This is a genomic window from Microvirga guangxiensis (genome assembly GCF_900102135.1).
GTDB lineage: Bacteria > Pseudomonadota > Alphaproteobacteria > Rhizobiales > Beijerinckiaceae > Microvirga > Microvirga guangxiensis.
In genome coordinates, this window is record NZ_FMVJ01000009.1 from 126,277 (window position 1) to 146,789 (window position 20,513).

20 protein-coding genes are annotated in these 20,513 nt (G+C 58.0%); 8 read left to right on the forward strand and 12 right to left on the reverse strand.

Translation table 11 applies throughout. From position 1 onward, the window contains the following. The first annotated feature begins 566 nt into the window (after positions 1–566). Entirely contained in the window at positions 567–1,544 is a 978-nt protein-coding gene (locus BLP10_RS16100) for a hypothetical protein (RefSeq protein ID WP_139165515.1), read from the forward strand. A gap of 538 nt (positions 1,545–2,082) precedes the next feature. On the opposite strand, the gene BLP10_RS16105 is transcribed toward BLP10_RS16100, so the two are convergent. The 4 genes from BLP10_RS16105 to BLP10_RS16120 all read right to left on the reverse strand — a co-directional run bounded on the left by BLP10_RS16105 (position 2,083) and on the right by BLP10_RS16120 (position 7,154). Further along, the gene (locus tag BLP10_RS16105; protein ID WP_091136821.1) at positions 2,083–4,446 is read right to left on the reverse strand and encodes a DEAD/DEAH box helicase; all 2,364 of its coding nucleotides are present in this window, start codon (positions 4,444–4,446) and stop codon (positions 2,083–2,085) included. Between the two features lie 589 nt (positions 4,447–5,035). Further along, on the reverse strand, positions 5,036–5,401 hold the full coding sequence (locus tag BLP10_RS16110; RefSeq protein ID WP_091136823.1) for a hypothetical protein: 366 nt from the start codon (positions 5,399–5,401) through the stop codon (positions 5,036–5,038). A 39-nt stretch (positions 5,402–5,440) separates the two neighbouring features. Beyond that, positions 5,441–6,274: a hypothetical protein gene (locus BLP10_RS16115; RefSeq protein WP_091136826.1), complete on the reverse strand. Its 834-nt coding sequence runs from the start codon at positions 6,272–6,274 to the stop codon at positions 5,441–5,443. A gap of 382 nt (positions 6,275–6,656) precedes the next feature. Continuing rightward, a complete protein-coding gene (locus BLP10_RS16120; RefSeq protein ID WP_175493940.1) occupies positions 6,657–7,154 on the reverse strand; it encodes a hypothetical protein in 498 nt (165 codons plus the stop codon). A 304-nt stretch (positions 7,155–7,458) separates the two neighbouring features. On the opposite strand from BLP10_RS16120, the gene BLP10_RS16125 reads away from it, so the two are divergent. Together BLP10_RS16125 and BLP10_RS16130 are read left to right on the forward strand one after the other, a co-directional pair. After that, positions 7,459–7,872 (forward strand): hypothetical protein, encoded by a 414-nt coding sequence (locus tag BLP10_RS16125; protein ID WP_091136828.1) that lies wholly within the window; start codon positions 7,459–7,461, stop codon positions 7,870–7,872. A gap of 29 nt (positions 7,873–7,901) precedes the next feature. After that, on the forward strand, positions 7,902–8,108 hold the full coding sequence (locus tag BLP10_RS16130; protein WP_091136829.1) for a GcrA family cell cycle regulator: 207 nt from the start codon (positions 7,902–7,904) through the stop codon (positions 8,106–8,108). A 95-nt stretch (positions 8,109–8,203) separates the two neighbouring features. Here BLP10_RS16130 and qatD read toward each other — a convergent pair whose 3' ends face one another. From qatD to BLP10_RS16155, 5 genes are all read right to left on the reverse strand, one after another. Continuing rightward, positions 8,204–8,947, reverse strand: a complete 744-nt coding sequence (gene qatD, locus BLP10_RS16135; protein WP_091136831.1) for a Qat anti-phage system TatD family nuclease QatD — start codon at positions 8,945–8,947, stop codon at positions 8,204–8,206. Further along, positions 8,944–10,074 carry a Qat anti-phage system QueC-like protein QatC gene (gene qatC / locus BLP10_RS16140; protein WP_244510583.1) on the reverse strand — a complete coding sequence of 377 codons (1,131 nt, stop codon included), beginning with the start codon at positions 10,072–10,074 and terminating at the stop codon, positions 8,944–8,946. Before qatC ends, qatD begins: the two co-directional genes overlap by 4 nt. A 140-nt stretch (positions 10,075–10,214) precedes the next feature. Beyond that, positions 10,215–11,078, reverse strand: coding sequence for a Qat anti-phage system associated protein QatB (qatB, locus tag BLP10_RS23965; protein WP_091136835.1), 864 nt, complete (start codon positions 11,076–11,078; stop codon positions 10,215–10,217). Beyond that, complete coding sequence (locus BLP10_RS16150) at positions 11,059–12,927, reverse strand: KAP family P-loop NTPase fold protein (RefSeq protein WP_091136838.1); 1,869 nt, start codon at positions 12,925–12,927, stop codon at positions 11,059–11,061. Before BLP10_RS16150 ends, qatB begins: the two co-directional genes overlap by 20 nt. A 144-nt stretch (positions 12,928–13,071) precedes the next feature. Next, positions 13,072–13,587: a hypothetical protein gene (locus BLP10_RS16155; RefSeq protein WP_175493941.1), complete on the reverse strand. Its 516-nt coding sequence runs from the start codon at positions 13,585–13,587 to the stop codon at positions 13,072–13,074. 183 nt (positions 13,588–13,770) lie between these two features. Between BLP10_RS16155 and BLP10_RS16160 the strand changes: the two genes are divergently transcribed. Continuing rightward, positions 13,771–14,442: an SOS response-associated peptidase gene (locus tag BLP10_RS16160; RefSeq protein WP_091136840.1), complete on the forward strand. Its 672-nt coding sequence runs from the start codon at positions 13,771–13,773 to the stop codon at positions 14,440–14,442. Between the two features lie 1,346 nt (positions 14,443–15,788). Here BLP10_RS16160 and BLP10_RS24085 read toward each other — a convergent pair. After that, positions 15,789–16,073, reverse strand: a complete 285-nt coding sequence (locus BLP10_RS24085; protein WP_425286962.1) for a Ros/MucR family transcriptional regulator — start codon at positions 16,071–16,073, stop codon at positions 15,789–15,791. Positions 16,074–16,185: 112 nt separating this feature from the next. Between BLP10_RS24085 and BLP10_RS16175 the strand changes: the two genes are divergently transcribed. The 4 genes from BLP10_RS16175 (at position 16,186) to BLP10_RS23610 (ending at position 18,097) form a co-directional block, all read left to right on the forward strand. After that, positions 16,186–16,365, forward strand: a complete 180-nt coding sequence (locus BLP10_RS16175) for a hypothetical protein (protein ID WP_091136846.1) — start codon at positions 16,186–16,188, stop codon at positions 16,363–16,365. 765 nt (positions 16,366–17,130) lie between these two features. Beyond that, complete coding sequence (locus BLP10_RS24090; RefSeq protein ID WP_091136851.1) at positions 17,131–17,334, forward strand: GcrA family cell cycle regulator; 204 nt, start codon at positions 17,131–17,133, stop codon at positions 17,332–17,334. A 200-nt stretch (positions 17,335–17,534) separates the two neighbouring features. After that, on the forward strand, positions 17,535–17,882 hold the full coding sequence (locus BLP10_RS16190; protein WP_091136853.1) for a lysozyme inhibitor LprI family protein: 348 nt from the start codon (positions 17,535–17,537) through the stop codon (positions 17,880–17,882). Positions 17,883–17,959: 77 nt separating this feature from the next. Continuing rightward, complete coding sequence (locus tag BLP10_RS23610; protein ID WP_244510587.1) at positions 17,960–18,097, forward strand: hypothetical protein; 138 nt, start codon at positions 17,960–17,962, stop codon at positions 18,095–18,097. Positions 18,098–18,571: 474 nt separating this feature from the next. On the opposite strand, the gene BLP10_RS16200 is transcribed toward BLP10_RS23610, so the two are convergent. Continuing rightward, positions 18,572–18,820 (reverse strand): WGR domain-containing protein, encoded by a 249-nt coding sequence (locus BLP10_RS16200; RefSeq protein ID WP_091136957.1) that lies wholly within the window; start codon positions 18,818–18,820, stop codon positions 18,572–18,574. 189 nt (positions 18,821–19,009) lie between these two features. Further along, positions 19,010–20,227: a plasmid replication protein RepC gene (gene repC, locus BLP10_RS16205; RefSeq protein ID WP_091136856.1), complete on the reverse strand. Its 1,218-nt coding sequence runs from the start codon at positions 20,225–20,227 to the stop codon at positions 19,010–19,012. Positions 20,228–20,513 lie beyond the last annotated feature (286 nt).

The window sequence follows — 20,513 nt, forward strand, 5'->3', positions numbered from 1 at the left end:
AGCCGCGCTAGATTTCTCCTGTGTCACCCGTACACAGGCCCCCTGCCTCATTAGAGCTTGCACCGTCACGGCACCGTTCAACTTTGTCTTTCGCTTGAGTCTCGCTGTCAGAGAAGAATGCTCTGAGCCCCTGTGAGCAACCCGAGAGCACCAAATTCAGTCACTGGATCCGGGCAAGAGCATCACGCATCACATAACCCGTCCGATCAAGTCGAGCGTTTCTTCTGCAATGGAGCGCCTGCCTGTGCTCCACATCTTGACCACCTTGCGCCCCGCAAGTTTCCAAGCATCTCCAAACTTTCAGCGACCAATGATCGTTCGATAATCGGCTGCGCGAACCATCCCCTGCGCTCAACCATTCGCTTGCCTGTCACTTTTCCGGCTTCCCGGTCAGAGCTGCCGAATACATACTCGAGGACCGACCGAGATATGCAGATTATTTCGCTTTACAAACTTACAGTTCGCAAAGATAAGAAGCTGGAAGTACCAGCTCGAGCGACCTGATGGGAGCCAGATTGTCCCATGCGCTGTCGTTGCCTCGGGCAGGCTCACAGGGGCGCACGCGAATGAGCAGGCTACGAGAATTCGGCAAAGTTTACCCCTGGGGCAGCGAGCGACCCACCGTTGCTAAAGCTCGTGCACAAATGCGAAAGGCGAAACTACTTAAGGATCTCGAGGCTAGTGAAGAGATAGCGAGGCAGAGGATAGAAAAGGCAAAACAGGCAACGAGCGAGAAGATCAAAGAGGCCGAGTTGGTGATAGAGATGGTCACCCAGTATCAGGCAGAACGTGCTCTAAAGCCTGCAAGAGATGGATCCCGCGTCTATTCAAACGTTACGTCTCCCAGCACTGGCTCACGTCATTCTGGCATCTTAACTTTCACAACTCAAAAAAATCCCGATATCTTGCGTCCCTCAGGCGATAGACATGTTTCGCTGCACAAAACTGAAGCGATCATAACGCAGGACGATCTCTTGCCACCGCGCAACACACTTGCGCACGAGCCTCAGGCTAACTGCGCTTCAAAACAACATGCAATCAGCAACAACGATGTTCAGGCTTCCCCACTTTCCCAAGCGGGTCGGTCAACCGGCGTCTTCCAACCCACTTCCCATCGGTCATCTGAAAAGAACGCAGAGGCATTCACCTGTCATGCTAATCAGATCCACAATGTGACTGCGGAGGGTGAGCCGCCCGATTTCGATCCGCCGGTTCCGGTCAAATGCAGGAAATCCTCACCACAACAAGATGAATTACATTGCCTGAGCCCTGGCATCCGAATAGAGAATCCTGCTGTTGCAAAGATGATCGATGAAGGCACTGCTCCTCAAGAATTCCAAAGACTCGAGAACCGGAAGCGCGTGCTGGAAGAGGCGCTGGACGACCTCTACGCCCGTTATGACGGGGAACAGTCCAGTTGGACGACCGAAGTAGAATCCCAAAAAGAGCAGTTGGAACAGGAGCTGTATTCCATTGATCGGATGTTAGGTGAGGCCCGCGCTCAAAAGCCGAGGCCTACGAACTCACCCATGCTCACCGACTAGAAAGACACCTGACCGACCGGGCCCAGGATTAGCCGACAAGCACCCTATAGCCCGCCAAATTCCGGCGCCTCGGTTCTGTTGCCACTATAACTTGCTCCGCGGTCGATTTTCTCATCTATCACCAAGAGATCATAGATCTCAACAATCAGGAACATCGCGCGTGGCTCTTGCGGCCAATATGCTCCCATTCGGGCAGTATCATACGAGATGAGATACGCGTAGCATTCAGATTCACTTTCTCGTTGCCCTTATTATGGACGCGGTCTGCATGCAGCTCACGATCAGGGGATACGAACGCGCGCGACCTGTACAACAGGCCAGCTCACACTACGGATGCTGTCGCGATAATACAAGCCTGCAACATTGAGACTGCAAGTTCGCCGTCCTGTCTTCGAAGGTTGGCGATCTGCGTCAGCCAATAGCAGCGCCGAGCTACGGCGGAGTGGGCAGCATCCTATGCTTTGGTCAAGATGGACGCTCGTTCGACCAAGCGCCCACAGTACGTCTCAACCACCCAGTCAGGTTGCGCTAAGCCCAATTATTGAGCGCACAAGAAAATGTTACGAGACAAAAACGGGATTGATATTGCGCAGTACACATTATGGAGCAACTCCCTTGTCCTAACATTCCACTGAGCAGTCGGAAGATGGAAGCATTGTGCCAGACCATGTGTTTGATCACGCCAACGTTCAATTGGTATCCTACACAAGGTCCAGCCGAGTTTCTCGATCCGAGCGATGTCGGATGCCTCTTCCAAGGGCGAGCGAAGTCCCGTGAAATAGAAACACACATCGTAACGGTCAAGTCCACGTTGTCTCTGATCGGTTCTCCGGAACCCTGCGATAAAGCGGGGAAATTTGTGAACAGTAAATTGTCCTGAGTTCAGCCATCTGTGGACTGCTCGAAAGGCCAAATCAAGCTCGTCGTTTGACTCAACATTCGGTTCGGTAATCGGCCGAATGACAGAGGTCCGCTGCAAAGACTTCCAGTAGTCCCGGAAGGCGTGTGCTCCGTCGCTGTCACTATCGGCCAGTCGCTGGATGTCGAACGAATGATAGACCACTGTTTTTGACCGAGAGCGAGTGGCGAGCACGTTCACCCGCTGAGCCGCTCCGGGGTATGAAAGGAGCCCCAGGTGGGCAGCGAACCGGCCATGGCGGTCTGGACCATAGGTTGTCGAGACCAGAATGACGTCGCGCTCATCACCCTGCACATTCTCAAGCGCTTTTACGAACAACTTCTCATTCCCATCGCGCCCTGCCAGATCAGCCTCTGAGAGCCCTGCGTTCGAAAGTGCGTCAGGCAAGAGCGCTAGGATAAGATCACGTTGCTTCTCGTTCATCGTGATGATACCCACCGAACGCGGGGCCGGGCCGGAGTTACGACTGTCCAGCCGCGACCGATTCTCCTTTGCGAGTTCGAGTGCATCAGAGATCAGGGCTGTGGCCTCAACGAGATTGTCTCGACTGCCACCGCGCTCATAGACAGCGTTGGGCACGAACTTGAAGTACGCGCCAAGAGTACCATCGCGGACGGGCGAGGGTAGTATGTCGAGCTCACCCTGATAGAACCGTTTGCTTGAGAATAGGATGAGGCTCTCATGCTCTGATCGATAATGTTGTCGCAACATGATCGAAGGCAACCCGCATGAGATGACGTGACCGAGCAAACTTCCGGCCATATCCGTACCGGCCGACATTTGTTTAGTTCGATTGAACAGCCTGCTTGGCGACATCTGCTGTGAGTCGCCAATAACGATCACCTGATTGGCCAATGCCGCGACAACTGCAGCATGCGAGAGGCGGATTTGCGAAGCTTCATCAATGATAACGACGTCAAACAAGAAGCGCTTTGGGATTTTGAGCGCTGCCACCGCTGGAGTCGCAATGACGAACTCGGCATCTGTAGGTAAGGAGGGCCCGTTTTCACTAAGAAGTATCGGTGAGGGAAGCTCACGAGCGGACATTGGCCATCGGGACGCAATTACATCAAGCGCAGCGGTCTTCTCTGCCGAAACGAGAACACGCTTTCCATCCCTTAGGAAATTGGCCACCGTATTGATAATGGTCTGCGTCTTGCCCGTGCCGGGCGGTCCTTGAACGATCAACGACTGTCCTGCTCGCGCAGCGGTGATCACCTTATCCTGGCTATGATCTGCACCGACAATATGGAGATTTGGTGTTGCTGGCTGAATGGCAGGAATATCCAAGCGCCCGCCTGCGAGGACACGGAGCGCTCCCATGTTCACTAGCTCCGGACGCAACGAGAGATCAAGCGCTCGATGCATAGCCGCGCTCTTACCAGCATATAAATTAAGGTTGGCGCGAGGCTTGTAGCCAAGAACAGTGAGTTCGCCTGCATTGCTTGGCTCAGCAACAACGAGAGCCTGGGACAGGGGCTTTGTTGGATCAATTACAATGTCAACACCCCTTGCGGCTGCGTGGAGTAAGAATGTCTCATTGGGTTCTAAAGGCCCCGAGGGCAAAATTATAAGATCATTCGAGATAGTAACAGCCAATGTGAAGAGAGGCGCGTTGCGGGCAGTCCCGTCAGACTCCCTCCAGGCGATAGCTCCGATAGCCAAGCGCAGGGTCTCAACGCCCTGCTCACTGGCGATCGCCTCCGCTTTCGCCCGGAGCGAGATAATACTCTGTCGTAATTCTGGCGCGCTTCTCTGGGACTCCTGAGCGAGCAGCAAGGGAGCCTGACCGATCTGCAAAGTGCGGCTTTGGTGAAAGAAGGCTGTGTAGAGAAAGTCTGGATCGATGTTGAATTCGATCGAACGTCCTCGGGTGCCCTGCGGAAGGGAGATCATCTTGTTGCGTAAGCCTAAATCCGTCAGAGCACAGTGAGCATCGTTCACGAACTGGGTGGTCAGGCCTAGGGTGTGGGGTCTTTGCATCTTAATTCTCGAATCATGAATTAAAAACTCATACTCTGAATTAGATACAATTTCTCGCACCCTATGCCTATTGGGATTGAGACCTGCTGCTCAGGCTGCTTGGGCTGCCCGGTGGGCAGTGGACTCTGTACAGCGCCTTGCTTCCCGATGAGCGTTTTCTCGGGACGCCCTCAACGCGAGGTTCTTCGCTCACACCCCTGATAACGCTCGCGATCCTCGGCACTCGGGACGGCTACTCAAACTTTAACTAGATTTGGTTTTTTGCGGCTGGGCTGCGGCAAGCGAAAAGACATAGCCGATCGGAGGCGTTTGAGCCTGGGATCGGGCGATTTGATTAACCCTCGCAAGAGCGTTCCCTCTGCCACATCAGCACGGAATGGCCCGGTGATGCGAGCCAGTCTGGTGAACGCGATTCCTTGATAAGTTCAGGTGTAACGAATCCGCTGCGCGGGAGCAGTGGAAGCAGCGTGGATAGCCTTGGCCCTGAACTCCAGGCACGCCCACCTCCAACTATCTCAGCGGAGAGGAAATGCGAGAGGTCAAACCTCTCGCAAATGCCCCTTACCGTCGGAGGATCGCAGCCAGCCCTCTATTTGGCTGCGCGTTTGAACATTCCATCGGCCTCAGCCTGAGCGTGCGCGAAGACGTTGTATGTATGGTGATGCTCGGCAGTGACTTCGACAAAGATACCGCCAATGCTGTCCACGTTCAGAGCCAGCGATGAGAGTGCAACAGCATCTTTAGCCGACAGCTTCATTCCTTCAAAATCCTTCCCGTAACGCCCCGAATTGTAAAGCTGTAAGGTGGCCGCCAAGACAGACATTTGGATTTCCTTGGGAGTGAAGCTCGCCAGCTTTTGCAGGCTCTCACTGAAATCCTCGCTTATCTGCTGCAGCAGGCTATCATCCGGATCGGAGATAGGAACAGCATCATGGACATGCAATTGGTCTGTCATAGTACTCACCTTTCTATTTTCTGCATTTCCATGCTGTCTTCAAGTTCTCTGGGAGGTCAAAGCTGGATGGAAGGCCTTCGTGGTTAAATACATCCATTCAACAAAGTCCTTCTCCGCGGCTGAACTCTTAAAGACACTCAGCGCGAAACGGGTTGCATAATCGCGATATGTAAGGCTTCGCATGGTCTTGAGAGAAATATACTCAGTTTGCATCCTCTGCCAAACGGAGGATATGCAGCGCTCCATTCTGACACTGCAGGCCTTTACAGCCGCAATGAGCTTCGCGAGTTCTTTGTACTCTAGAGCATCCCGGATACCGTCGAACTTCCCTTCGTGCTCATTGAAGACAACGATGTACTTGGCGATCGGCAGGTGCTCCTGTTTCGCCTCTGCCAATCGGATCAGGTCGCAGGCATCAATGAGACTCTGAGCTTGCGCTGTAACCGGGATGACGAGCCAAATCGGGGGCGCCGTCCTAAGAATACGCCCCGCATTGGTTTCAGTTGCCCATTCCCAGATTCCTGGCAGGACATTCGCTCCAACGTCCACAAGGAGATTGCCTTCGCTGAGACCCTCACCGAGACGCTCCCAGTAATTCAGGGCCGCGTCCTGATCAGAACGGATAGACTGAAGCGTCGCGCCAATGCCGAGTTCTTCTACATCGTCATCGGGCTCCAGAAAGCGGGCAAGCTTTGACTTTGCTGCAGCGCCTTTTGCTGTTGCTGTGTCAGCAGCCATGATCTTGAGCGGTTCACCACATTCTTTGAATGTATATTGCAAGACCTGTGACACCAGTGTTTTTCCCTGACCACCCGTGCGCGTACCAACTATAATGGATTGTTTGCCTTCGTGGCCGTGAGCGAGCTTACTCATTTTTTTGCCTTTGAGATGTGCGGTTTAGTATCGGTCGAATATCGGCGCTTAATGAATTTGCGTTCCGTTTTTGAGATTTGGAACGTTCCTTGCACTATTGTTGCCAGCATTTCAGGCGCCCAACGCGAATCATAGTTCGCTGAGAACTATAATTCGGATTAGCGATTTATATATTAGCGTAATGTTCAGCTACTTCGCAAGACAGTAAGGCTGCTCCCACGACATAAGTATCGTTGCGAGAGTCGCCCAAGGCCTGAGCTCTGCTTCTCAAGGTGTGCCGACTTTGAGGGTGGTCGAGTCGTCAGGGTATTCTCCGGCTCAAGCGGTTTTGCGGAGGGCGTGACCTTTCCCTTGCCGGAGACCTTCAGACCGCTATGGGGGCTCAGGCACTCGCAGGGAGCTTCCAGGGGACGAGCGAGATGTAGTTGAAGGTGATGAAGAGCATGGTCAGAGACTTCTGCACGGCAATACGCATTTCCTCCGGTTCTTTGGTGCTGATGTCATAGATCAGCGAGCAACTCTGGCCTGTCCGGTCGGCTCGGGTTTCAGTCCACATCAGCTCGATGTCCAGGAGCCCGGGCGTGTGCGTCACCACATAGCCGCCGATCCGATATGAGACGGGGACATTGAGAGCGAAGGTCGTCTGCTTCTCTTCTCCTTCTAGGTTGACGTCGCCGATGCCGGCGGCATGTCCCTTGGCGCTTGGTCCGCGCCTTCTGAAGACCCCGGTGAAGGAGATGCGGGAGCTGGGCACCACCGGAACTAAGTCGATCAGCCGGCGGGCGTCTTCTACCGGGAAGGTAGGGCCGTCGGCCACCAAGCGGTCCAGGATGGCGTGCGCCTCCAGCCTGGCGTTCAGGTCGATGTGATGTTCGTGCATGATGGTATGGCAGGTCAGTGATCAAGCTGCACTCCATCGGAGTGTGGTGATGCGGCCTGATGATGAGAGGATCCGATCCTGAACTCCTGTGTTCAGATCAGACGGTTCTTTTCCGGGGATTGTTTGTTCTATTCCCTCAAGAGACACTTTTTTCCCAACTCTCACCTGAGAGGTCGTCGAAGACGCCCGCTCGCAGAGACTGACCCTACGCCAGCACCTATTCGCCTTCCTGTGCATCGAACTACGAGAGCGCCGGTTTCGGAACGGCGCCGACCTCCATCACGTCTGCGATGGTGAGTGCGTGATGGTCGCCGGCTTGGTGCTCGTGCGCCATAAGCCGGGCTCGGCCAAGGGCGTGATGTTCATGACGATCGAGGACGAAACCGACATCGCCAACATCATCGTGTGGCCGTCGCTCTACGACAAGCAGTGCCGGCTGATCCTCTCGTCGGGCATGATAGCGGTCCGCAGACGCTACCAGCGCGAGGGCGGCGTGACCCACCTCATCGCTGAGCACCTCGTCGACCTGTCAGACCTTCTGCGCAGCGTTGGCGACCGCGACGATCCCTTCAGCATGCGCAGCGACGAGGCGAAGGTTGGCACGCGCGACCGCCTGCGCGAGGGATCAAAGGAGGTCGCGCCCGCGCCGCCAATCGACCTAATCGAGGAGAAGAGCGAAGCGTCCGCCATTCGCGTCGCGACCCGGGACTTCCGTTGATCCGCCTCGCCATGCCATAGGTGTCCGTCATGCAAGAGCCCGACCCCAGACAACGCACGAAACTCCTCAAGCTTGGAACGCGGCAGTGCCGCTTCATCGTCTCGGAGGACCTGCGCAGCGCCGTCTGCTGCGGAGCCCCGACGCCGGAGGGGTCGAGCTGGTGCGACTGGCACCGGCGTCTGGTCTACGTCCCGGCGCAGCCCGTCAAGGTCCGGCGCGAGGTGCTGGCGTCGTAAGCCGGACACGTCTGGCGCGGCCGCCCGATTCCGGGCCGAAACGCCAAAGTGACAGTTTATGCGCTGTCCTCTCAAAGGCGCACCCTTGCAGCCCTCTAGTCCATGGTCGGTAACGACCCTATCAAGTTTCTGAGATTTGAATTTAGCTGCTGTCGCACCTCGACCATCGGCTGTCGCCAAAGGTCACTAAGATGCCTAACGGCATAGTCGACATCCCACGGCAGCGCAGATCGCCCTTCCACAGAAGCGAATGGGCCATCCGTTTCCGTAAGGATCCGATCTCGTGGAGCCCGCGAGGTCAGGGCTCGCCCCTTTTCAGTGCCGAGCATAGTCGGGCCGATGCTAAACCAACAACCCATCTCAATAGCACGAGCGAGTTCCCGGTGAGTGCCCGAGAACCAGTGCAGAATTGGAACCCCTGCCCCTGGCGTCGCACCGAGCGCGTCCAGAACCGCAGACGCAGCCCGTCGGCTATGAATGGAAAGAACCCTGCCGCCGGCGGCGCTGCAGCATTTTAGAATATGATTAAAGACGAAGGTCTGGTCTGCCCAATGGGGTTTTAATTCAGGCCCACCATCAAGTCCGATCTCGCCGACATACCGCGTCCGAGGGAGCAGTTTCTCAAACAAGGGCAGCTCGGCCTTCCGCTCATGCGCGAGTTGTGGATGCAAGCCTAGTGCTGTCCTGATTCGGGAGGCGCCATCCGCTAGAGCCGCGGTCCCTTCCCAAGCCGATGGCGTCGTTGTGACGGACAGCACATACATATTTCGCGCCCCGCACTCCCGCGCAATGCGATGAGGGTCAGGATATAGGTCGAGATGACAATGGAAGTCGATCACGTCACACCGTAGATGCGGTGCAGCGCCTTCAGCTCGTCTAGGCCGCGTTTCACTAGCGTCTTTAATGGGCCGGGATTACCGACGACACGCGAACTGAGCGAAGCACCAATCCAGCCATCGAAGCCGTCGGCTTCAACCTGAGCGATAGCTATTGCAACGGAGCGGACGTCGTCAAAACCAGCGTGCTCTGCATCATCCTGGCCTATCGGTTCATAGACATACGAGGTGGTATCCGGCACGCCCCAGGCCACAAACGCCGCCCGACGAACCTGGCATGGTACGCACCGTCCGCACTGCCTGTAATTGAACCTCTGGAAGCGGCCACAACTCGTCGAGCTTGCTGCCTGGGCCCGCAGAAACGCCTGATCCGCGCACCCTGCAAGCATTTCGCCCTTGGTCTTGAGCTGGTAGGGATTCTTTACATCAACGCGCAAATCAGCGGCATCGAGAACTCCTTGCAGCTTAGCTAGAAACTCAGGGTGAGCGGTACGGGTGCTCAAGCTACCTAACCGGGCACCGGTTAGCGGCGGGTTGATCGCGATAAATCCGTTCTCGCATACGTACAGCGGAACGACATCTCCATCGTGGTAACGACGTAGCGCTGTCGCGGCCAAGACCCCGAACGTCAGGAAGATTAGCGATCGCGCCCTCTGCGACGACTCCTCGTTTCCTGGGATATGGGCATTGTGATTGAGCTGCAGGTGGGTCAAGCCTCCGCCGATACTGGAGGCGAAATCAACCTGCTTTTCCGCGTCGCCCCTCACGATCTGGCTGACTGCGAGCGGCCGCCTGCCGGCGGCCACCAAGTCGACCGCGCCGACCAAACTGTCGAGCCCGCCCGACAGCAATACCACACAGTCGTCCTCCGGGAACGCAGGGTCCCGGGGAGGTGCCGGAAGCATTCCGCCATCATGAAAGCGCAGCTGCCAGCGATCCGTGGTCAAAAACGCCAGAGCTTCAGTGATGGCCGTGGCTTGGCAATTCCAAAAACTTGGATCGGTAACCGCCACCTCCAGCTCGAACTCGCGGGTCCAGCCATCCGGGCTTCGGTCACGTTGGCCTGCCAAGTCAGCGGCTACCACGGAAAGCGCTAAAGAGAGAAGATCCCACGCACGAGGCGCGACCATAAGCTTGCGCCGGAGGATCTCACTTCTCGCCGCATCGCCGGCACTACCGCGGTCTTCTGCGCCTGGTTGTCCATAGAGTATTACACGGAGCGATTCCTCACCTGCAGGCACCTCAAATGTTTCCGGACCGCAAACCAACCTCATTCCGCGTATCCCTCGAACACGACAAAAGTTTCTCGCAAGGCATCCCGGACAACTCTGTTGACGCGCCCCGCCGATAAACTTCGCCCTGCTGCGCGCAGTTTCCGGAACGACGCTGCTACGGTCTCTTTTACGAAATCCCGCACTTGCTTCAGCCGCGAAAGCGCTGCCGCGGCACTTGGAGCCTTCTCAATGATCGTCTTTCCCACATCAAGTTCGAACCGGCGGACGACATCAAATGCGGCGAAACGCTCGATAGCGAAATTTCGCTGATCATCGTCCAGACTCAGCAGGTCGGCGTCTGGGAACCGGGTGAGCAACTCGGACAACGCATCGCGAATTGCAGCACGCGACGCCTCCGCGTCTTGCGTACCATCGATAGGACGCACGGCCTCGACGACGGCGTCCATCACCTCCTGCGCGGAACGCCCAGCGAGCAACGCTGGATTGAGGGGACTTCCCGGCGCGGCGGGCGCTCCGGCGGCGACGCTCGATAGGGCTCCATGCAACGCCCCAGCAGTTCCTGCGGTCCCGCCAAACCGCCGCGTAGCCGTTCCTGAGCCTCCGTAGCCGGTTCTGACATAGTGGCCAAGCCCACGACGCATGTCCCTGCCGTCACCCGTCCGGGCAAATTCGCCCAAGCTCCTGCGCGTCCCGAGAAATCGTGCAGGCGGAGCGACGGGAATAGGCCTTATAGGCGGTTCATGGCTTGGCGCGCCGTCAGCTGGAGCTTCCGGTGCGGCGTCGTCGGCCGGCGCCGTGTCGTCTCCGGCAGGCGGTTCGACCGCCGGCAAGTCTGGTACCCATGACGGGACCATCGGCACGCCGGGCCCCGGTCCTCCGCTAGACTGCGACGTCCCCATTTTCCCTCTGCCTCTTGATGACTGTCTTCACGGGTCTGGAGACGGCTGCGCGCTCCCATGTATCGAGCACACTTTCCGCCCAGGGCTGGTCGCTGATCTTCGGGACGATGTTGGGCTGCACCTGCGCCGGCGGACGCTCTTTCAAGAAGGCCGCAAGACGGATTCCTTGGGGAGGATCCGCTTCAGACACCACGAGGCAGGCCTCCAGGATGGGCGGCACGCCCCACTCCTGCTCCTGACGCGCACGGTCGAGGAGCCTGTCCATCATGACCGTTATCTCCGATCGCGGGACCCTCACGAGGCGATCCTTGAGGTTTCCTGCCATTTCCGGATGTTGCAGGAGCGCGGCCAGCAGATCCGCTGCGTCTGACGACAGTCGGTCCTCCGGTGTGATGAGGGGAGCATGCTCACGGCTGACATAAAGCGCGCCGCGAAGATCGATGTCGGCTAACGCAGGTGGCAGCGTCAGCCATTCCTTGACAAAAGGCTCGTCCCAAGGTGCTTGCAGGCCGAGGTCATTACCGGCAGTGGCTTTCTCCTCCCATTCAGCAAGGAAGCTTGGCTTGCCGCTATCGCTCGCGCTGACCGCTGCAATCAACTCCGCATAGGCCTTAGGATTCCCGAGCCGCTCGAAGAGGAGAAGCTTGGCAAGCACAGCCTCATCGACGCCGACGCCCTGTGCGTTAGAGATCGCCATACGGATCGCCAGTGCATTCAGAAACCGCTTGATCAGGCGGGGATTACCGACAATGCCCGTTGCAGTAGTCATCAGCGGGGCAAGCCGATCTGCGGTGTCAAACTTGCCGATAAGTTCGTCTGGGAGGGTTTCGTGGAGCGATTGAACGAATGCGCGATCAACGCGCTTGCCCTGCCAGGTTTGGCGTAGCTGTTTACAAACTCCGGCGCGGATCTTCTCGCGCACGTCCTTGTCCAGACGGCTGTTCTCAACGAACAGCAACATCATGTAGGCGCGCACCTCCTGCGTCCCTAATGGAGGGACGCGGATAGGAACCTGGATCAGCTTGTCGAAGTAGTTGGTAACCAACAGGTCATCGCTCACCCCCTCGAAATGCTTACGCACCGCGTGCTTGATCATGTCGTTGTCGGCCGCGATCACGAAAGCTGTGTTGTCCAAGAAAAGGAACAGCCGGATCGCTTCCAACGTCGAGATTGTCGTTTCAGGCAGGCAGCGGTCGAGATCATCAATCAACACGACCAGAGTGACGCCCAGTTCTTTCAGCGCTTCCTCAAAGGTGTCCCTCAGCGCTTGGATCTCCTTCGGGGGTGACGTCTCTACCTTAGGCTTCAGGAGGCCCCCGGCTGCCTCTGCGGCCTCACCCGTCTTTTTCTGAGCGTCCTCGATTAGCGTCTCGTCAACATTACCAGACAGGACCCGCTGTCCAATGCCCCATACCTCACCGAGAAGCCCCATTGGCGGGAGCCCGAAGGCGACAGCCGCAGCGGAACCGGCCACAAGCTTGGCGGCGCGCAGCCACTTCACCCGCTTGAGCAGTCCCTTCACCGTGTCGACGGCTGTCTGCCGGGCTTCCGCCTCAGCCTCAAGTTTGGTGACAATGACGTCCATCAACGCGGCGCGGGCATCATCGTAACCCTGATACAGCCAAGCGTTAAACTCGACGAAGATGAACTCCGGGTCACCTTCTTCACGGGGGCGATCAGCCAAGGACGCTTTCGTGAGTTTTATCATCGAGGATTTGCCAATCCCCCAGGCACCTGAGACGCCGATCGAGATCGGACGCCCACGCGCTTGAATGATGATTTCTGCGACCGTGTCCGCGACACCGGAGAAGTTTAAGAAATCACGCGATGTTTCGTTGTCGGGCCACATGTCAGAACGATTTCGATTCTAAGTTACAAGTGTCTGTTCATACTCAGGTTAAAGTCAAGCTATCGAACTGCACCCCTAGTTTCATAGAGGTTCCTGTGATCAGTGCCGCTTTTGAAATGCGAATCCACAGCCTGAGACGTCGCGTCACCGCGAGGGGCTGATTGGTGAAAGGGCTATAATCTTGCCGTCACAGGACCAGGCCGGAGACCGGAGCGTCGCGGGCCACGAGGCGATCCGGATGCCCGCCCGTCTGACGTGCGGTGGGCTCCGCCAGGTCTCCGCCACCCGGCGGAACGCAGGCGTGTCCGGCACTGCGGTGACCACGATGTCGTCGGCGGAGACTTCGAACAGCAGCGTCTGGCCAAGCGCCATCCTGAGCAACGAATGCTCTGTGCGTCCCGGCTTGTCGACGAGCGGGCCCTTTGTGAATTCCGCGATGATGCGGCGGCCGTCGACGGTGGCGACCACGTCGCCTACGCCGGGCCGCGAGTGCACGCGGATAATCTTGTCGCCGCGCCGATAAGCGCCGGTCCAGGCGTTCCGGCCGACATGCGGCTCCTTGATCTGCTCCCATCCGGTGCCGGCCATGAATTGCCCGATGTCGAAGTTGACGGCGTCGCCGACCCTGATGCCAGACCTGTCGATCGCGACGATGGCCATGGCTCCCGAGCCGGGAAGCGACAGGATGAATGCGGCCGAGCGCTGGCAGAGCTTGGTCGTTCACAAACTCGGAGATCGCTGTCGTCGTCTTGTCGGCCATGTCCGAGCTATGCCAGCCTCTTCATGGTTTGAGAACGGCCGCGGCCGCATAAGGTGTCGATGCCCCGCAGGAGGATCCCGCCCGTGTGCAATCTCTACTCGAGCTACACCACCCAGGAGGCGATGCGCCACGCCTTCGAGGTCGCCCGCGACAGCGCCGGCAACGTGCCGCCCCTGCCCGCGATCTTCCCGGACCAGATGGCTCCGGTGGTGCGCATGGCCGACGACGAGCGCGAATTGATCCGGATGCGCTGGGGCTTCCCGCCGCCGAAGGTCGGCAACCAGCCGGTCACCAACGTGCGCAACGTCGCCTCGCCGTTCTGGCGCGCGTGGCTCAAGCCGCAGTACCGCTGCCTCGTCCCGCTCACCAGTTTCAGCGAATACAAGAACACCAAGCCGCGCAAGACGCCGGTCTGGTTCGCGTTGAACGAGAACCGGCCGCTTGCCGCGTTTGCCGGCATCTGGCGGCCCTGGACGGGTGTACGCGGCACGAAGGCCGAGTCGGTCGAAGGCGAGCACCTGCTCTATTCGTTCCTCACGTGCGAGCCGAATGGCGTCGTCGGACCCATCCACCCAAAGGCGATGCCAGTGATCCTGACCACCTCGGAGGAGTACGAGACCTGGCTTACCGCTCCGGCCGAGGAGGCGCTGAAGTTGCAACGCCCGCTACCGGACGAGGCCCTCCAAATCGTCGCCGAAGGCGCGAGATCCGACCAACCGGAGGACGGCGCATCTGCAGTGGCCCCGCATGCCTAAGGAGATCGAGTACGCTGTCGTCGGGCTGGTTACCGACACTATCCGAGCGCCCACGGCTGCGACCCCATCCTGGTCGTGCCGGGCTCGCCGCCGCGCATCCTCGATGTCGACGAGAAGCAGCACTTCAACGACTACCGGGCGGCGACGCTGAGGCGCTACCAGGACCACGTACTGCTCGCCTTCGACGTGGATCTTTGGATCGCACGGTCGGACCACTAGGCCAAACTCGAGGGCGGCGGATTCGGCCGGCCGATGTCGCCTCTGTTTCCCGGCAAGGGAGGCCGCCACCGCCAGCGGGCGTTCCGGGACGCCCTGACGGATATCCTCGCGCCACAGCGCGGCTGCGGCCGTCCGCCTGAGAGCGGGCAGGCACGGGGAGCGCGATTCCCAGATATATGCGCAGGATGACCGGTTCACCGGTGCCGGTTATTTTCCCCACGCGGGTTTCCTCAAAAGGCCGCATGCGCTCTGGCTGATGTTTGGGAGAGAGATCAGCTGGGGCTACTTTTCTCAGTGCCCGCAACCTAAGAAATGCTGGAGTGTCTCGGCTTCGGGTACCTTGCGCTTTCCTGCCAATCAACTCACATCCATCTCAGCTGCCCACCGTTGGCATTTGTAGGCGAGCCCCGGGAGCCAGCACGGATGCACTGCCCTCCCGGGCTCCTCGTCGAACTTTAGCGTTGGCTTGAGCGCATAAATGCGCGCCCGCTTTCATTGAGCTTCTCGATTAGATCCATGAGATGCCGAGAATGCTCCTCTCTGAGAACACTCGCGTATACGCCCTGGAGGAAGTGCCCGACCATCCTTGCAGTATGGCTGGGCGGAAGCTCTAGCGTATTGGGAAGCTGCAGCCCCCTGAACTGCTCGTCATCAATCATCGAAACAGGCTTCGTTTGCCCGCCCTTCCCCTAATCTATGTTAATAAGCCAACCCCACTCCAGCGCATCGGGTCTCAGCGTGGCCGAGGATAATCCAGCAAAAGAAGACCCGCCCAGGTTGAGCTAAGCGGGTTCCATCTGGAGCAGAGGTTCAGATTGGGAGACATGTCTGCAGATCCAAAATCCCTGGAGAATGGGAGCATATGGCCTCCGGCCAAGGAAGCCGATAAGCGGGCGTTCCATCGGATCAGCTGAGCGAACATTCCCGTCCTGACAGTCTCACTTAGTCGCTCGGTCCTTCTTAGCAGAGCCCTTACGTTTCGGCTTGGGAGTGAGCTCCGGGCCGGCGGCCTTGCTCTCGTCCCCTGCTACAGCGCCTTTTGCTGCCGTCTTCCCCCGCTTCTCACCCGGGCCTATACTCAGAGCAAGCTCTGAGCGCTTGGCCGAGTAGTTCGAGGCTACCATAGGTTACTCGGCGGGGAGGTCCCACCCTGCGCGATATTCGTTGGGAGTGAGGCCGAGGGTCCTGAGGTGCCGCTTAAGAGATTTGTACTTCCGACCGTCCTCAAGACTCATGAGATAATTCGGCGTGACAGATTTGCGGATTGGGACGGCCGGCTGTGGCTTCTCAGGCTCGGCCTGTGCGAGGCCAAGCGAAGCCTTAAGGGCGGCATGAACGGAAGCCATCACGTTCGGTAGTTCGTTGCGATGCACCGAGTTGTTGGCGACATACGATGAAACAATGTCTGCCATAAGGCTGGTAAGGTTCGGCTGCTGGACTTCGGTCTGATCTATTATTCTTCCGATGGTTCATAAAGTTCACTGTAGTTCAGGCGAAGCTGTTATCAGTCTGAAGCTGAAGGCGATGGAGGAGTACCGAAAGCCCGTTGCCAAAGCTGCCGTCTCCCCTGCCCGCACGATCCCGCAGGACCCGACGATCGAGTGCCAGTGCCGCCACCGCGCCACTATCAACAATGAGCCAACCGACCTGATCGGCCAGCGGCTCCGGTACACGAACTGCGGGGAGGATCCGCTGCCGTTCTGAGACTTGCCAAGGCTATGATCGAAACTAAATCGTGCGTGGCTCACACGGGGATTGCTGATGTCGCTGGTGCCGACTGACGAAGAAATTGAAGCGAAGGCTCGCGAGCTAACCGACAAGGATGGGCCTGGTTGGGCGGCTGTTGTGTCAGAGGAACACACCCAGCTCGAGACAGGAACCAAGGGCTACTGGCTCAAAATGGCCGAGGGAGTCCTCAGGGCCGAGCGCAGGTACGCGCTTTAGGCAACTCGCTTGCTTCAATCAAGGACGGACAAGGAACAAGTATCATGTTGCCGAAGGCGGCCTTGATTGCAGTAATGGCTTTGCTGACTTCAACTCATGCGTTGGCGCTGTCGTGCAATCCTCGAGATGTGACAGCTCGTATCCTGAGATCCCCCAACCCTAACGATATTCATCCTGATTGGCGGGGAGGGTCGAACATCGGCACAGCATGGACGCTCAGTGCTACTGGTCGGGTTCAGAGCGCCACAGGGACCTACCTAAAGGGGAACCTGTTATCCCCACGCGGGGGCGTCATAAACCGAGGTATCTTCATCTTACCATCCGAATGGGACTGCTCCCAGTAAGTATTCGCACGTCCGCTCAGATTGATGGGCCCGAAGGGACCTAACCCGAACGAGACCGTGTGAGCACTCAGATCCGGCCAAAATACTCTGGCCGATCGACTGTGCACAAGAAGGGGATGTGAGGAACCGATAGGGATTTTCGCCTTTAGGAATTTGCCCTGTCACTGCGTTCCGGACCATCATGCCAGAGATCGAGATCCCTGAGCCCTCTCCCCGAGACACAACCACGCTGTTCAAGCTCCGGCCGCGGCAGTGCCGCTATGTCATCTCTGATGATGGCACCGAGGCTGTCTTCTGTGGCGCAACGGCGCCGGAAGGCTCAAGCTGGTGCCCGTGGCATAAGCAGCTCGTCTACGTGAAGCCACAGGCCCGGAGCGGTAGGTAGCGACAGCCCACTTGAGCCACCATTACTTCAGCGCACAGCCACGTGTGCGCAGCGGGGCTGCTCAGCCAAGTAAGGCAGCCGGCAGGTAACGGATGACGCGCTTACTCTCCGTTAACCGTGCATCAAATCGGCGCTCTCGGGCTTGGAGCCTCTGCCAGCTGGAGCAGTTTTCCTAGCAATCAGAGTTTGAGGATGATCCAATGATCCGGAAGACGCTCTGCCTCGCTGTCCTGCTGCTGCCAATTCTAGGACGGCCCTCTGAGGCTGCCAGTTTCGACTGCTCCAAAGCGGAGGCTGCAGACGAGAAAGCAATCTGCGCCGATCGCCGGCTGAACGACCAGGATGTCGAGATGGCAGTCCTCTACACCCAACTCAAGCCATTGTTGGGCAGGGGCGCCCGCGGCGACATGGAGGATGAGCAGGCTGCCTGGCTCAAGCGGCGTGCCGGCTGTGGCGCGGATCGTGCCTGCCTGGGCAAGGCTTATGAGGATCGCGTCCAGCAGCTTAGACGAGGCTTTGAGGCTCTCGCCAAGCGCGGTCCCTTTTAGCCACTCGGCATTGCTGCCGATCACCATCCCGTCACAGTCCGGCGGCATCATCTCCAGCTCACGCACGGAGGGCTTCAATGGCAACAGAGCGGTTCACAGAGGAGGAGATCACTGCCCGCGCCCGGCAGCTCGCCAATGAGCAGGGACCTGGCTGGGAGGCTATCACTGGTGAGGAGCAGGTCGGGAAGGATTCTGCCGAACTCCGCTACTGGTGAAAGATGGCTCTGAAGGATCTCGAGGCAGAGCAGCCGACGGTCCAGGAGGTCGAGGCCAGCACGCCAAAGACCGGGGGGCTGGAGTGATCCCAGCGATTTAGGCTGACGGCTTTAACCATCGAGCTACAGGCGTGTATCCAGCCATAGGAAACGCGTGCACTTAAAGGATATTGAGCGTTCGGTTCCGAGGAGAATAGGCGGGCCCCATTACATAAGCTTCTGCGCCAGTCCGATCTTTGCTCTGCAATGACTCGAGCGAGTGCTCAATCAATCCGGTTCGGCGGTTAACTTGAGATGCTCGGGCAGCAAGCGCTCGTCTAGGAGACATGGCAAGAGCCTCATAGTCTGCTCGCCTGCTTAGAAACACCACCCAGGCACACCCTCGCTAGAGCTTGGCGAGTTAACAAACCTCTCCACAGATCCCACGCTAGATCCCGGACAGCTCGTGATGAACGGTGCGTAAGCTATCTTGTTCTACAAGCCTCGTATTCGGTAGCCGCGTCGTTGTTTGCGACGAAGCCAGGATTCCAGGGCCTCAGCAGCTCTATCTTCCGTTTGATGAAATTCGATCCGCTGGCGGCCGCGCTGGCCGATCCGCCCCCACTCCCGTACCAAGGTTGGGTCGCCAAAGAGAGATGGCTCCACGCGCAGAACATAAAAGCGCGATACGTTCTGTGACGGATCACAGCGTTCCAAGACGAGCACATTGAGCTTTTCCGACATGAGCCCAGTGTCGTGATCTGCGGACGCGCGGTCTAATGAAAAGCAGGAATCGTTCACAGGCCAACCGATTCACTGCCTTGATGAATCGTATCCGATACAATCTGTTCACGCTTGGTGGTGTCTGTCGAAGCACGAGGCCTACTCTCACAGGCTCAATAGGTCCGAAGCTAGGACGGCGGTGTATTGGCGTCATGCTGATTTTTTCCCATCAGTGGCGGCCACGCGCAATAGTGCCATGACCATGGGCCCGACCGAGAACTTACCCTCCCGCGCTCGTTCCGTGAGGTTTCGCAGGTAACCACCAGCACTTACGATCATCTCAGACCGTTGAAGCATCGCGGCAATTACGATTGCCGCATCTTCATCGCCCATAACGGAGCAAGCGTCTTCCCAGGCTGACGGGCTGATCCCCAATGCACCTCTCACCACGCCTGCCGCAGTGACCAGGTCGCGCCAGCTAGAGATCCCCTGCCCTCCCTTCGTGTACATCGCGATATCCGGACAGGCCTGCAGAATTAGGCTCAGGGAAAAAGCCCGAATGGGAGGCTTCTTGGTTTCAGGTTCTGGCGCCGAAGTTTCTTCCAGCCTCTTCTGGAGGCTTTGTTCAGAATCTAAAAGAGGGTTTGAGTTTGAATTCTGATAGTGGCGCTCAGTATGAGACTCATTGGCGCTCATATTTTGAGGTTTAAGCTGAATTTTCAGCCTCTTGTCCACATCGGCCCAAAGAGCCCGCAAATCAACAGCGATGGCTTCCAGAATAGACGTCCCTGCCGCCCGGGGGGGTGTCTCGTTCAGAGTTGCAAACCGCGCCAGAAGATCATCCCAAGGGCCCGTGAAATCCTCCTCAAGGGCCATCGCGATTGTCTTTCCAATGTCGCGCCTGAGGACGGTGATTTCCTCCCGCAGGAGGTAACGGGCTTTCCTCTCAGCTCGGGCTTGCTCGGCCAGGCTCTCGAACTCCGCAGATCGAGCGACAAGAGGTGAAAGGTCGAATCCGAAGGCCTGCTCGATAGTGCCCCCCTCCCCTTTTCGGGCGTAGCGTTTGCCGTTGGGACTGTCGCGACGGATCAGCAGGCCCGCTTGCACAAGTGCAGCCAGATGGCGCCGCAGGGTCGCAGGTGACATCCCGTTAGCCCGGAAAGTCAGGGCCTTGTTGGACGGGAAGACAATCAGGTCCGTCCCGAGCTGCAGGGTTGTATCCTGGTGGAAGGTCAGAAGCGCGCTGAGCACGCTTAGGGCCCTGTCTGAGATGCCGAGTGAGATCTTGGCCTCCCGAAGGTTGTCGAAAACCTTCCACTTTTCAGCAATGGCGTCTTTCGGTCCGGCCTCTGAGACCGCTCGAGCGGCGGCCATAGCCAGCGATAGGGGTCGCCGACCAAAGGGGGTGGTAGATTGGTGCGTTCGCATCGTCGTGGCCCTAAGTTGGGCCGCAGGTGTCCGTCGGCAGAAACCAGGGGCTTCTGCGCGCTTAGGTAAAGCATCAGTGCTCGGAGAAATTGGCGTTTCTCCGTTGACACAAGATTCGCTGTGTGGGATTCTCGGAACTGTTCGACGGTTCTGATCGTCCCATTATCTACGGCCTCCGAGGTTGGCGCTTCGGGGGCCGTTGCTTTTCCTACGTGGTCACTCTCGCGGCACTTCTCCTCTTCTGTGACCTACCAGCGGCATGGTCATGTTGCTTCCATCGCGTCCG

Excerpts from the sequence above, each read along its gene's own strand:
- BLP10_RS16100 (WP_139165515.1), top strand. The coding sequence starts at position 567 with ATGAGCAGGCTACGAGAATTCGGCAAAGTTTACCCCTGGGGCAGCGAG.
- BLP10_RS16105 (WP_091136821.1), bottom strand. The coding sequence starts at position 4,446 with ATGCAAAGACCCCACACCCTAGGCCTGACCACCCAGTTCGTGAACGAT.
- BLP10_RS16110 (WP_091136823.1), bottom strand. The coding sequence starts at position 5,401 with ATGACAGACCAATTGCATGTCCATGATGCTGTTCCTATCTCCGATCCG.
- BLP10_RS16115 (WP_091136826.1), bottom strand. The coding sequence starts at position 6,274 with ATGAGTAAGCTCGCTCACGGCCACGAAGGCAAACAATCCATTATAGTT.
- BLP10_RS16120 (WP_175493940.1), bottom strand. The coding sequence starts at position 7,154 with ATGCACGAACATCACATCGACCTGAACGCCAGGCTGGAGGCGCACGCC.
- BLP10_RS16125 (WP_091136828.1), top strand. The coding sequence starts at position 7,459 with ATGGTCGCCGGCTTGGTGCTCGTGCGCCATAAGCCGGGCTCGGCCAAG.
- BLP10_RS16130 (WP_091136829.1), top strand. The coding sequence starts at position 7,902 with ATGCAAGAGCCCGACCCCAGACAACGCACGAAACTCCTCAAGCTTGGA.
- qatC (WP_244510583.1), bottom strand. The coding sequence starts at position 10,074 with ATGGTCGCGCCTCGTGCGTGGGATCTTCTCTCTTTAGCGCTTTCCGTG.
- qatB (WP_091136835.1), bottom strand. The coding sequence starts at position 11,078 with ATGGGGACGTCGCAGTCTAGCGGAGGACCGGGGCCCGGCGTGCCGATG.
- BLP10_RS16150 (WP_091136838.1), bottom strand. The coding sequence starts at position 12,927 with ATGTGGCCCGACAACGAAACATCGCGTGATTTCTTAAACTTCTCCGGT.
- BLP10_RS16155 (WP_175493941.1), bottom strand. The coding sequence starts at position 13,587 with ATGGCCATCGTCGCGATCGACAGGTCTGGCATCAGGGTCGGCGACGCC.
- BLP10_RS24085 (WP_425286962.1), bottom strand. The coding sequence starts at position 16,073 with ATGGCAGACATTGTTTCATCGTATGTCGCCAACAACTCGGTGCATCGC.
- BLP10_RS16175 (WP_091136846.1), top strand. The coding sequence starts at position 16,186 with ATGGAGGAGTACCGAAAGCCCGTTGCCAAAGCTGCCGTCTCCCCTGCC.
- BLP10_RS24090 (WP_091136851.1), top strand. The coding sequence starts at position 17,131 with ATGCCAGAGATCGAGATCCCTGAGCCCTCTCCCCGAGACACAACCACG.
- BLP10_RS16190 (WP_091136853.1), top strand. The coding sequence starts at position 17,535 with ATGATCCGGAAGACGCTCTGCCTCGCTGTCCTGCTGCTGCCAATTCTA.
- BLP10_RS23610 (WP_244510587.1), top strand. The coding sequence starts at position 17,960 with ATGGCAACAGAGCGGTTCACAGAGGAGGAGATCACTGCCCGCGCCCGG.
- BLP10_RS16200 (WP_091136957.1), bottom strand. The coding sequence starts at position 18,820 with ATGTCGGAAAAGCTCAATGTGCTCGTCTTGGAACGCTGTGATCCGTCA.
- repC (WP_091136856.1), bottom strand. The coding sequence starts at position 20,227 with ATGCGAACGCACCAATCTACCACCCCCTTTGGTCGGCGACCCCTATCG.